The organism is Bacillus sp. C30 (assembly GCF_040838255.1).
Taxonomy (GTDB): domain Bacteria; phylum Bacillota; class Bacilli; order Bacillales; family Bacillaceae_G; genus Bacillus_A; species Bacillus_A mycoides.
On sequence record NZ_JBFPJH010000091.1, the window covers coordinates 1 to 12,131 of the forward strand.

Here is a 12,131-nt window from a genome sequence, read left to right on the forward strand (position 1 = left end):
TATATATACTAGTACTATTATTCCCGTTTTCATTCACAGTTTGTAAAAAGTATGCACTTATAATTTTCCATTTCACACACCATATAACATATTGTGAAAATTTATTAAAAGGATGGGTGCTTCATGAATATTAGAAGTTTTCGCTTACCTTTTTTTGAAAAAGAAACTCAAAATGTTATGCATCATGACTTAGAAGCCTCTGAGACAATCAGTAATTTCTTACTTTCCCATATTCCCATTAAGACTAATATGCCACTCATTCTCGTTTGTATCGGAACAGACCGTTCCACCGGTGATGCACTTGGTCCATTAGTTGGTACTAAACTAGAACAAATTGAAATCAAAAACCTTCAAGTATTCGGCACACTAGACGAACCAATACATGCACTAAATCTAGAAGAGAAAATTCAGAATATACAGAAAGAAAATCCTACTTCATTTATTATTGCTGTTGATGCATGTTTAGGAAAATCTCAAAGTATCGGTTCTATAACTACCGGAAAGGGCCCCAGTAAACCTGGGGCTGCGATGAATAAGAAATTACCTGAAATTGGTGACTTGCATATTCATGGCATCGTAAATTTAAATGGTTTCATGGAGTTTTTCGTACTTCAAAATACAAGACTAAGTTTAGTCATGAAGATGGCCGATGTAATTGTACAAAGTATAAAAGAAACCGATCAAAAATTATCTGCATTAAAAAAAGCAAACCATCTATAAACAATAAGATGGTTTGCTTTTTAATTTCCCTTTGATAATAATTCTAAAATTCGATTTAAATCTTCTTTATTAAAAAATTCGATTTCGATTTTACCTTTTTCTTTTTTCGTTTCTTTAATTTTTACATCCGTACCAAACTTTTCTCTTAAAAACGTTTCACGCTCTACAAAAAATATATTTCTTTCTTTTTTCACTTGTTGTGTTTCACGTGAAACACGTTGATTAATTTCCTGGACAATTTGTTCCAATTGGCGAACATTCAGTCCTTCTTTTTCAATTCGCTTCAATAAAGATTTCAACTGTTCTTCATCTTTTATTGTAAGTAAAGTTCTTCCATGAGCCATTGAAAGTTGACCGTTTGCAATCATATCTTGAACGAATGAAGGGAGGCTTAACAAACGAGTATAATTTGCGATATAAGGCCTGCTTTTACCAAGACGTTTTGCTAATTGTTCTTGTGTTACATTTAGCTCGTTCATTAACATCTGATATGCCATTGCCTCTTCCATAGGATTTAAATCTTCTCGTTGTAAGTTTTCAAGCAAAGCAAATTCCATCATTTGCTGCTCATTTAATTGCCTTACGACAGCAGGCACTTTCTCAAGTCCAGCCTCTTTAGCAGCACGATATCTTCTTTCACCTGCAACTATTTCATATCCTTTAATACTCTTTCGAGCAATTAACGGTTGCAATATACCGTGCTCTTTAATAGAAGCCGCTAATTCCTGAATCGCTTCTTTATTGAAATGTTTACGTGGTTGATATGGATTCGGCCTTAATTCAGTTACTATAATCTCCTGAATCGTTTCTTCTTCTTTCACATCTAAATCTGGAAAAAACACGTTGATTCCTCTTCCTAATCCCTTAGCCACCTGCAATCACTTCCTCTGCTAAATCTAAATATACTTCTGCTCCTCTTGATTTAGCGTCATACTGCATAATTGGTTTTCCATGACTTGGTGCCTCACTTAAGCGAACATTACGAGGAATAATCGAACGATATACTTTATCCCTAAAGTATTTTTTCACTTCATCTATAACTTGAATTCCTAAATTTGTACGAGCATCCAACATCGTTAACAATACACCTTGAATTGCTAAATTTTTATTTAAATGCTTTTGCACAAGTCGAACTGTATTTAATAGCTGACTTAACCCTTCCAGCGCGTAATATTCACACTGTACAGGAATAATAACAGAATCTGCTGCTGTTAATGCATTAATCGTTAATAACCCTAAGGATGGGGGGCAGTCAATAATAATATACTCATATTCATCACGAATTGGCTGTAACGCTCTTTGCAAGCGTACTTCCCGGGAAATGGTTGGTACCAATTCAATTTCAGCACCAGCCAATTGAATTGTAGCGGGTAGAACATCTAAGTTTTCAGTTGCGGTTTTCCGTATGGCACCTTGAACATCTGCATCTTCTACAAGAACATTATAAATACATTGATCTAATTCAGACTTTTCAATCCCTACACCAGTCGTTGCATTTCCTTGAGCATCAATATCTACGAGAAGGACTTTTTTTCCTACTTGTGCCAATCCAGCCCCTAAATTAACGGATGTTGTTGTTTTTCCAACACCGCCTTTTTGATTAGCAATAGCAATGATTTTTCCCATGATGTCACCTACTTTCAACCTTTCTTTCTTATTCTAGAAACAATTACGTTTATTGTAACATGAAATAAAAGTTTTTCTTTTACGTCCTTATTAAACTTCAAAATTTATTTCTAAACTCCTTCTTGCTTTAACAAGAAAATATAGTAAAAGAGACCTCTCCAATAGGATAAGGTCTCTAGCACGTAATTATTTTTTCTTCGGAATTTTAATCGTAATTTGATAGTATTCATCAAACTCTTCTTCCGCAGAATTAACATTCAAACCACTATTAGCAACCATTTGTAATGATTGTCTAATCGTGTTCATAGCAATTCTCGCATCTCGACTTACTGCTTTTTGCTTCGCTTTGCGCTTTGGTTTTACTTCTTCTAGTAACTTTGCAATTCGTTCTTCTGTTTGCTTTACATTCAATTGCTTCTCCACAATCTCTTGTAAAACCTTCAGTTGTAATTCCTCATTTTTCAAAGGAATAAGGGCGCGAGCATGCCGTTCTGTAATACTTTTTTCTAATAATGCACTTTTGATTTCTTCAGGTAATTTTAATAATCGCAATTTATTTGCGACTGTCGATTGTCCTTTTCCAAGTCGTTGTGCCAATGCTTCTTGTGTTAAATTATGTAACTCAATCAGCTTTTGATATGCCACAGCTTCCTCAATTGCTGTTAATTCCTCACGCTGCAAATTTTCAATTAACGCTACAGAAGCTGTCTCAGTATCATTTAAATTCTTTATTATTGCAGGAACTTTTTCCCACCCTAACTTTGTTGCTGCGCGGAAACGCCTTTCCCCGGCAATAATCTCGTACTTATCATCCTCATATTGTCTCACAACAATCGGCTGGATAAGCCCATGTGTACGAATCGTTAATGCTAGCTCCTCAATACGTGCATCGTCAAAAACTGTTCGTGGTTGATAACGGTTAGGGGTAATGTTTACTATCGGAATTTCTTGTATTTCTTCATATACCTTTTTAGCTATTTCTTCATGGCTTTCGTCTTGTAATTCGAATTCGCTCTCTTTATCTCCAAAGCCAAATAAACGAGAAAACGTATTTTTCATACATATTCCACCACCTTTTAGGCCTATTGACTGTTCTACATAAAATGTTTCCTATGAAACATTTACGTTTTCATTTATATAATTTAATCTTACGTCTAATAAGATTTATTTTTCAATAGGTAATTTATTGGGCGTTCCCGGTTTGCGTGGATATTTCTTTGGTGTCTTACGCTTTTTCTCGATTAATAAAATATTACGCTCACTTTCTTCAAACGGTAATTGGAACGTAGACATCTCTTTCAATTCTCCGCCAAGTACCTCTAAAGCATATTTGCCATTTTCGATTTCTTCGTTAGCCGCTGCGCCTTTCATTGCAATGAATGTTCCCCCTACTTTTACAAGTGGTAAACATAGCTCACTTAATACAGAAAGACGTGCAACTGCACGTGCCATTACAATATCGTATGCTTCACGTACACCTTCTTTTTTTCCAAATGTTTCAGCACGATCATGACAAAATGCAACATCACTTAATTCTAACTTTTGCGCTAAGTGATTTAAGAAATTAATACGTTTTTGTAATGAATCTACAATTGTTACTTTTAAGTGCGGGAAACAGATTTTTAAAGGGATACTTGGGAATCCAGCTCCTGCTCCAACATCACAAATAGAAAATGGTTTCGAAAAATCATAATAAAAAGCCGCTGTAACAGAATCAAAAAAGTGTTTTAAGTATACTTCTTCTTTCTCCGTAATAGCCGTTAAGTTCATTTTTTCATTCCACTCTACTAATGTTTCAAAATAGATTTCGAACTGCTCTAACTGTCTAGAAGAGAGGGAAATACCCTTCTCTTCTAGCATAGATTGAAATTGTTCTATGTTCATCTAGCAATATCCCCTTACTATGTTATTGGTTCGATACTCGTGCAATTTTTCCTTGTTCAATGTAAATAAGTAAAATGGAAACATCAGCTGGATTTACGCCAGAAATACGTGAAGCTTGCCCCATTGAAAGCGGACGAACATCTTTCAATTTCTGTCTCGCTTCTGAGGCAAGGCTAGAAATCGCATCATAATCAATATCCACAGGAATTTTTTTGTTTTCCATTTTCTTCATACGTTCTACTTGCTGTAAAGATTTTTCAATGTATCCTTCGTACTTGGTCTGAATTTCAACTTGTTCCGTAATTTCATCACTTAATGCTACTTCACTTGGTACTAAAAGATGAATATGCTCATATGTCACCTCTGGACGACGTAATAAGTCACTTGCACGTATTCCATCTTTCAATTCACTTCCGCCAATACTACGAATTAATTCTTGAACTTCAGGACGCGGTTTAATAAAAATACCCTCTAACCGTTCCTTTTCCTGTTCAATTTGTAGTTTTTTATTTGTAAATCTCTCATAACGATCTTCTTTAATTAAACCAATTTCACGCCCAACCTCAGTTAGACGAAGATCTGCATTATCATGGCGTAATAATAAACGATATTCTGCACGAGACGTTAATAAACGGTATGGTTCATTTGTGCCTTTTGTAACAAGGTCATCAATTAAAACACCAATATATGCATCAGCGCGACCTAAAATAACTTCTTTTTTACCTAAAGAACGACATGCTGCATTAATTCCAGCCATAAGCCCTTGTCCTGCCGCTTCTTCGTAACCAGAAGTTCCATTAATTTGTCCTGCTGTATATAAATTTTTAATTTTTTTCGTTTCAAGTGTTGGCCATAGTTGAGTTGGTACGATCGCATCATATTCAATTGCATAACCCGTACGCATCATTTCAACATTTTCCAGGCCAGGAATTGTTCTAAGCATTGCACGCTGTACATCTTCTGGTAAGCTCGTCGATAAGCCTTGTACATATACTTCTTGTGTATTACGTCCTTCTGGCTCTAAGAAAATTTGATGACGTGGTTTATCATTAAATCTTACTACCTTGTCTTCAATTGAAGGGCAATATCTAGGCCCTGTTCCTTTAATCATACCAGAATACATAGCTGAGCGATGTAAGTTTTCATCTATTAAACGATGTGTTTCTGTACTTGTATACGTTAACCAACATGGAATTTGATCCATAATAAATCTTGTCGTTTCAAAAGAGAAAGCACGTGGCTTATCATCACCTGGTTGAATTTCTGTTTTACTATAATCAATCGTATTACTGTTTACACGCGGAGGTGTACCTGTTTTAAATCTAACAAGATCAAAACCAAGTTCCTCTAAGTGTTCAGATAATGTAATAGATGGTTGCTGATTATTTGGACCACTTGAATATTTTAAATCTCCCATAATAATCTCACCACGTAAAAATGTTCCCGTTGTAATTACAACTGTTTTCGCTGTGTATTCAGCACCAGCTTGCGTAATTACCCCTTTACATACACCATCTTCAACAATTAAACGCTCTACCAGACCTTGAAACAACGTTAAGTTTGGTGTTTCTTCAATTGTTTTCTTTAATTCATGCTGGTAAGAGAATTTATCAGCTTGTGCACGAAGCGCGCGTACAGCTGGTCCTTTACCCGTATTTAACATACGCATTTGAATATGTGTTTTATCAATATTGCGTCCCATTTCTCCGCCTAATGCATCAATTTCACGAACAACAATCCCTTTTGCTGGTCCACCAACAGAAGGGTTACATGGCATGAACGCTACCATATCTAAGTTAATTGTTAACATTAATGTTTTTGAGCCCATTCGTGCTGCCGCAAGACCAGCTTCACATCCTGCATGACCTGCACCGATTACTATGACATCATATAAACCGGCATTGTATCCCATTGTTTATTCCTCCTAATAACCTCTATCTTACTAAATCATCTCTGATTAAAGTTTTACTTTATTTTCCTAAACAAAATTGAGAGAACAATTGGTCAATTAAGCTTTCATGGACAGTATCACCAGTAATTTCACCAAGTATTTCCCACGCTCTTGTTAAATCAATTTGAACCATATCAATCGGAACACCATTTTCTATCGCTTCAATTGCATCGTTAATTGTTCTTCCTGCTTGTGTTAATAATCCGATATGTCTCGCATTAGACACGTATGTCATATCCGCAGAATCAATTGTTCCTTCAAAGAATAAATCAGCTATTGCCTTTTCAAGCTCATCTATTCCTTGCTCCTCAATTAAAGATGTTGTAATAACACGATTTCCTACCGCTAAATCTGTAATACGTTCCATATCAATTTCTTGCGGTAAATCTGTCTTATTTACAATAACAATGAAATCTTTTCCTTGTACGGCACGGAATAGATCCTCATCTTCATTTGTTAAAGCCTCGCTATAATTCACTACAATTAACACTAAGTCTGCTTGGCTCATCATTTCCTTCGAACGCTCTACACCAATTCGTTCAACAATATCTTCCGTTTCACGAATTCCGGCTGTATCTATAAGTTTAAGTGGTACACCACGCACATTAACATACTCTTCAATAACATCACGAGTTGTTCCTGCAATATCAGTTACAATTGCCTTTTTCTCCTGAACAAGACTATTTAATAGCGATGATTTCCCAACGTTAGGTCTACCGATAATCGCGGTAGAAATGCCTTCACGTAAAATCTTTCCTTGCTTCGATGTTTCTAATATCTTTGCAATTTCAGCACGGACATGTGTAGCTTTCTCAATTAAAATATTATGCGTCATCTCTTCTACATCATCATATTCTGGGTAATCTATATTCACCTCAATATGAGCTAATGTTTCTAATATTTCTTGACGCAGATGGCCGATTAATTTAGATAATCGTCCTTCCATTTGGTTAATCGCTACATTCATAGCACGATCTGTTTTCGCACGGATTAAGTCCATAACAGCTTCTGCTTGTGACAAATCAATACGTCCATTTAAAAAAGCACGTTTTGTAAATTCACCAGGCTCTGCCAGTCGTACTCCTTGCGCTAAAATAAGCTGTAATACTTTATTTACCGAAACAAGTCCACCATGACAGTTAATTTCTACTATATTTTCACGCGTAAAAGTCCTTGGTGCACGCATAATGGACACCATAACTTCTTCAATAACTTGATTTGTATCTAAATCGACAATATGACCATAATGAATTGTATGAGAAGAAACCTGTGTTAAATCCTTCCCTTTAAAAATACGATCGACTTTCTCAATCGCATCATCCCCACTTACTCGAACAATGGCAATTGCACCTTCCCCAAGTGCTGTGGAAATTGCGGCAATTGTATCAAATTCCATGTCCTTTCACCTCACTTGCTTATTTATCTCTATTTCAACATGAATTTTTTCCGTCACTAAATTATTAGGATACCATAACGAACCTATCTACAAAAGAATAATAACTCATTTTATTATGTCCTTATGTAAAAAACACTAAACTTATTCACAGTGGATAAGTTTAGTGTTTTTTAGTTATCCACATTTATTTTCTCCTCAAAAAAACCGGCACTCAATTGAGTAACCGGTCACTTGGAAGATATTACAACATACCGATGTGGTTCTTTTCCTTCAGAAGTTGTAATGATATTTTGATGATTAGATAATGCTTGGTGAATAATTTTTCGTTCGAAAGAAGGCATTGGTTCTAGAACAACTCTTTTTTTCGTACTCACTACTTGTTTTGCTAATCGATAGGAAAGAGACTCTAACGTATTTTTTCTTTTACTACGATAGTTTTCAGCATCCAGTGTAATACCAATATATTGCTTTGTATTACGGTTCGCAACAAGCTTTGTTAAATACTGTAAAGAATTCAACGTATTCCCTCTTTTACCAATTAAAACACCGATATTTTCACTAAAAATTGTAAATTTAACTTCGCGTCCTTTTACAATTTTTCTAATCTCAACTTCCACACCCATATTTTGAATAACATTTTTTAAATATTCTTCACATTCTTGGATTGGATCTTTTTTCAATACAACTTCTACAACAGCGGGGCGATTCCCAAATAAACCTAGGAACCCCCTCTTACCCTCATCGATAATATTTATATCTACTCGATCTTTCGAAGCATTTAATTGTCTTAAAGCATCTTGTACTGCCAGCTCGACTGTTTGTCCTTTAGCAGTAATCATACTCACTTGCTTGATCCTCCTGCCTTACTAGCCTTAATGTCAGGCCCTTTGATCATATACATTTGAGCGATACCAAAGATATTACCAACTACCCAGTACAACGATAGTGCTGCTGGGAAGTTAATTGCAAAGACTAAAATCATAATTGGCATAAGCCAAATCATCATTGCCATTTGCGGATTTTGTCCAGCCGTTCCTGCCATTGCAAGCTTTTGCTGAATAAACGTCGTAATAGCTGCAACAATTGGAAGGATATAGAACGGATCCGCCTGTCCTAAATCGAACCATAAAAATGTATGTTCACTAATTGCTGTTGTTCTCATAATCGCATGATAAAACGCGAATAAAATAGGCATCTGAACAAATATTGGTAAACATCCTGCTAATGGGTTTACACCATTCTTTTGATATAACTGCATCATTTCTTGTTGTAGTTTTTGCTGTGTTGCTTGATCTTTAGAACTATATTTCTCTTTTAATTTCACCATTTCTGGTTGTAACGCCTGCATTGCTTTCGTACTCTTCGTTTGTTTAATCATTAATGGTAATAATGCAAAACGAATGATAAGAGTTGTAACAACGATTGCTAAACCGTAATTACTACCAAATAATTCTGCAAAATACGTGATTAACTGAGAAAGCGGGTATACGAAATATTCATTCCAAATCCCAGTGCTTTTCGGTGTAATCGGTTGATTTGTTTCACTACAGCCGGTAGCAATTGCCATTAGCATAATAACCATGGCTAATAAACCTATTTTCTTTTTCAAAGCCTGCTCCTCCTTGTTTCGGTATGTATATAGTGTAATTCATTTCCTTACGCTACTTTTTTATTCTTTTCATACCAGAGCGTTTAAAGACATGAATTAAGCTTTTCTTTAACTCTTCATATGTCATCTCTGCACAAGGCTTCCTTGCTATTATAACAAAATCTTTTCCAGAATCTATCTCATCTTTTAATTCTATAATCGATTGGCGAATCATACGCTTAATTCGATTACGCACTACTGCATTTCCTATTTTCTTACTAACAGAAAGACCAATGCGAAAATGCGGCTGTTTTTCTTTATCTAATTTGTATACAACAAACTGGCGATTGGCATTCGATTGTCCTTTTTGGAAAACAGCCTGGAATTCATCATTCTTTTTTATACGATTTTTTTTCTTCATATCATTTGACACTCCTGTATTTCATCAGCGGAAACTCATTATTATTAGAAAAAAAGACCACTGAACGATCAGTGGTCTACGCAGATAATACTTTTCTTCCTTTACGACGACGAGCTGCTAGCACTTTACGTCCGTTTGCTGTGCTCATACGGCTGCGGAAACCATGTACTTTGCTGCGCTTACGTTTATTTGGTTGGTAAGTTCTTTTCATTATATGACACCTCCCTGAGGAATATCTGTTAAAGACAGTCTAATAAATTATAGTAAATCAAATAGGAAAATGTCAATGGTTCTCGAAATTTTCATCAAATATTCATTTTTAACCTATTCACAAACTTTTTCACAGTACCTATATTTCCTTGTGGATAAATATATTTTCTCTTTTTTGTATCCACAAACTCTTTTTTTACTTTTACACAGTATATCGTATTGTGGACAAGTTTATTCCACAAGGTATTGATTTTGTGGATAACTTTCTTAAATTCATTGCTATAGCTGCTTTTTTTTGATATTATAGTTGTGTTTTCACTTTGAATAAGTTTTCCACACCTTTATTTTATCCACAATTTGTGTATAACATGTGGATAGTTTAAATCACATGTGAGTAAATAGTTGTCCACATGTGTTATTTTGTCGAAAACTCTATCTCGGATACTAACGACGTTTTTATATTTTAAAATACGCTTCGTATAAATATGCATTAGAAATATTTACAGGTTGTACAATTGTTGCGCAACCTTATTCTTTTACCATCTTTGTAAAGGAGGGACACCTTTGGAAAATATCTCTGATTTATGGAATAGTGCCTTAAAAGAATTAGAAAAAAAGGTAAGCAAGCCAAGTTATGAAACCTGGTTAAAATCAACAACTGCTCATAACTTAAAAAAAGATGTATTAACTATTACAGCTCCAAATGAATTCGCTCGTGACTGGCTAGAATCTCATTATTCGGAACTAATCTCCGAAACACTTTATGATTTAACAGGGGCAAAACTAGCTATTCGTTTTATCATTCCCCAAAGTCAGGCAGAAGAGGATATAGATCTCCCTTCTGTTAAGCAAAAACACGCACATGATGAGTCTAATCACTTACCACAGAGTATGTTAAACCCAAAATATACATTTGATACATTTGTTATTGGCTCTGGTAATCGTTTTGCACATGCTGCTTCTTTAGCTGTAGCTGAAGCACCAGCTAAAGCCTATAATCCGCTCTTTATTTACGGGGGCGTTGGACTTGGAAAAACACATTTAATGCACGCAATTGGGCATTATGTAATTGAACACAACCCAAATGCAAAAGTTGTATATTTATCATCTGAAAAATTTACAAATGAATTTATTAATTCAATTCGTGATAATAAAGCTGTCGATTTTCGTAATAAATATCGTAATGTAGATGTCTTATTGATAGATGATATTCAATTTCTTGCTGGAAAAGAACAAACACAGGAAGAGTTTTTCCATACATTTAATGCGTTACATGAAGAAAGTAAACAAATTGTGATTTCAAGCGATAGACCACCAAAAGAAATCCCAACTTTAGAAGATCGCCTTCGTTCTCGCTTTGAATGGGGGTTAATTACGGACATTACGCCACCAGATTTAGAAACTAGAATCGCAATTTTACGTAAAAAAGCAAAAGCAGAAGGTCTTGATATACCAAATGAAGTTATGCTTTATATCGCAAATCAAATCGATTCAAATATTCGTGAACTAGAGGGTGCACTTATTCGAGTTGTAGCTTATTCATCTTTAATTAATAAAGATATGAATGCTGATTTAGCGGCTGAAGCGCTTAAAAATATTATTCCAAACTCTATACCTAGAATTATTTCTATTTCTGATATTCAAAAGGCTGTTGGGGGCGTCTATCAAGTAAAATTAGAAGATTTCAAAGCAAAAAAACGGACAAAATCCGTTGCATTCCCTCGCCAAATTGCGATGTATTTATCACGTGAACTTACGGACTCATCTTTGCCAAAAATAGGTGAAGAATTTGGTGGCCGCGATCATACAACAGTAATCCATGCTCACGAAAAAATTTCGAAGCTATTAAAAACGGATACTCAATTACAAAAACACGTTGAAGAAGTTAAGGATATTTTAAAATAGTAGTAGCTGAATAGTGTGAATAACTTAGCTTATTTTACGCACAGTCTATCCACATGTAGATAGACTGTTTTTACATCTTTAAACAGGGTTATCCACATATCCACAAGCCCTATTACTATTACTACTACTTTTTTATCTTTATTAAATAAATAAAATCTTATACTTACCGGAGGTTTTTCGTTATGCGTTTTACAATACAAAAAGACTATCTTGTAAGAAGTGTACAAGATGTAATGAAGGCAGTTTCTTCTCGTACAACAATTCCAATTCTTACAGGGATTAAAGTTGTAGCAACTGAAGAAGGAGTTACTTTAACAGGTAGTGATGCAGACATCTCTATCGAATCATTTATCCCAGTCGAAGATGCTGGAAAAGAAATTGTGGAAATTGAACAATCAGGAAGTATTATTTTACAAGCAAAATATTTTAG

The 12,131-nt window shown here is 35.0% G+C and carries 12 protein-coding genes and 1 pseudogene; 3 read left to right on the forward strand and 10 right to left on the reverse strand.

Annotated features, from left to right (window positions below; translation table 11 throughout):
• Nucleotides 1-123 precede the first annotated feature (123 nt).
• The gene (gene yyaC / locus AB3X49_RS11175; protein ID WP_088293170.1) at nt 124-720 is read left to right on the forward strand and encodes a spore protease YyaC; all 597 of its coding nucleotides are present in this window, start codon (nt 124-126) and stop codon (nt 718-720) included.
• A 20-nt stretch (nt 721-740) separates the two neighbouring features.
• Here the strand turns inward: yyaC and spo0J are convergent, their stop codons facing one another.
• The 10 genes from spo0J to rpmH form a co-directional block, all read right to left on the reverse strand.
• The gene (gene spo0J, locus AB3X49_RS11180) at nt 741-1,592 is read right to left on the reverse strand and encodes a stage 0 sporulation protein Spo0J (RefSeq protein WP_171902578.1); all 852 of its coding nucleotides are present in this window, start codon (nt 1,590-1,592) and stop codon (nt 741-743) included.
• Nucleotides 1,585-2,346: a sporulation initiation inhibitor protein Soj gene (soj, locus tag AB3X49_RS11185; RefSeq protein ID WP_002016469.1), complete on the reverse strand. Its 762-nt coding sequence runs from the start codon at nt 2,344-2,346 to the stop codon at nt 1,585-1,587. Before soj ends, spo0J begins: the two co-directional genes overlap by 8 nt.
• Before the next feature lie 186 nt (nt 2,347-2,532).
• Nucleotides 2,533-3,405 (reverse strand): nucleoid occlusion protein, encoded by an 873-nt coding sequence (gene noc, locus AB3X49_RS11190; RefSeq protein ID WP_002016471.1) that lies wholly within the window; start codon nt 3,403-3,405, stop codon nt 2,533-2,535.
• Nucleotides 3,406-3,510: 105 nt separating this feature from the next.
• Nucleotides 3,511-4,230 carry a 16S rRNA (guanine(527)-N(7))-methyltransferase RsmG gene (rsmG, locus tag AB3X49_RS11195; RefSeq protein WP_002089956.1) on the reverse strand — a complete coding sequence of 240 codons (720 nt, stop codon included), beginning with the start codon at nt 4,228-4,230 and terminating at the stop codon, nt 3,511-3,513.
• Nucleotides 4,231-4,252: 22 nt separating this feature from the next.
• Nucleotides 4,253-6,142 (reverse strand): tRNA uridine-5-carboxymethylaminomethyl(34) synthesis enzyme MnmG, encoded by a 1,890-nt coding sequence (mnmG, locus tag AB3X49_RS11200; protein WP_367962080.1) that lies wholly within the window; start codon nt 6,140-6,142, stop codon nt 4,253-4,255.
• A 58-nt stretch (nt 6,143-6,200) separates the two neighbouring features.
• Nucleotides 6,201-7,577: a tRNA uridine-5-carboxymethylaminomethyl(34) synthesis GTPase MnmE gene (mnmE, locus tag AB3X49_RS11205; protein ID WP_367962082.1), complete on the reverse strand. Its 1,377-nt coding sequence runs from the start codon at nt 7,575-7,577 to the stop codon at nt 6,201-6,203.
• Nucleotides 7,578-7,804: 227 nt separating this feature from the next.
• Nucleotides 7,805-8,422, reverse strand: a complete 618-nt coding sequence (jag, locus tag AB3X49_RS11210) for an RNA-binding cell elongation regulator Jag/EloR (protein WP_367962084.1) — start codon at nt 8,420-8,422, stop codon at nt 7,805-7,807.
• A complete protein-coding gene (spoIIIJ, locus tag AB3X49_RS11215) occupies nt 8,419-9,186 on the reverse strand; it encodes a YidC family membrane integrase SpoIIIJ (RefSeq protein ID WP_002016477.1) in 768 nt (255 codons plus the stop codon). Before spoIIIJ ends, jag begins: the two co-directional genes overlap by 4 nt.
• Before the next feature lie 52 nt (nt 9,187-9,238).
• A complete protein-coding gene (rnpA, locus tag AB3X49_RS11220; RefSeq protein WP_002089963.1) occupies nt 9,239-9,586 on the reverse strand; it encodes a ribonuclease P protein component in 348 nt (115 codons plus the stop codon).
• Between the two features lie 76 nt (nt 9,587-9,662).
• On the reverse strand, nt 9,663-9,797 hold the full coding sequence (rpmH, locus tag AB3X49_RS11225) for a 50S ribosomal protein L34 (RefSeq protein ID WP_000831901.1): 135 nt from the start codon (nt 9,795-9,797) through the stop codon (nt 9,663-9,665).
• A gap of 563 nt (nt 9,798-10,360) precedes the next feature.
• On the opposite strand from rpmH, the gene dnaA reads away from it, so the two are divergent.
• The gene (gene dnaA / locus AB3X49_RS11230; protein WP_002016481.1) at nt 10,361-11,701 is read left to right on the forward strand and encodes a chromosomal replication initiator protein DnaA; all 1,341 of its coding nucleotides are present in this window, start codon (nt 10,361-10,363) and stop codon (nt 11,699-11,701) included.
• Between the two features lie 182 nt (nt 11,702-11,883).
• Nucleotides 11,884-12,131: pseudogene (locus tag AB3X49_RS11235) on the forward strand (DNA polymerase III subunit beta); the annotation flags it as partial.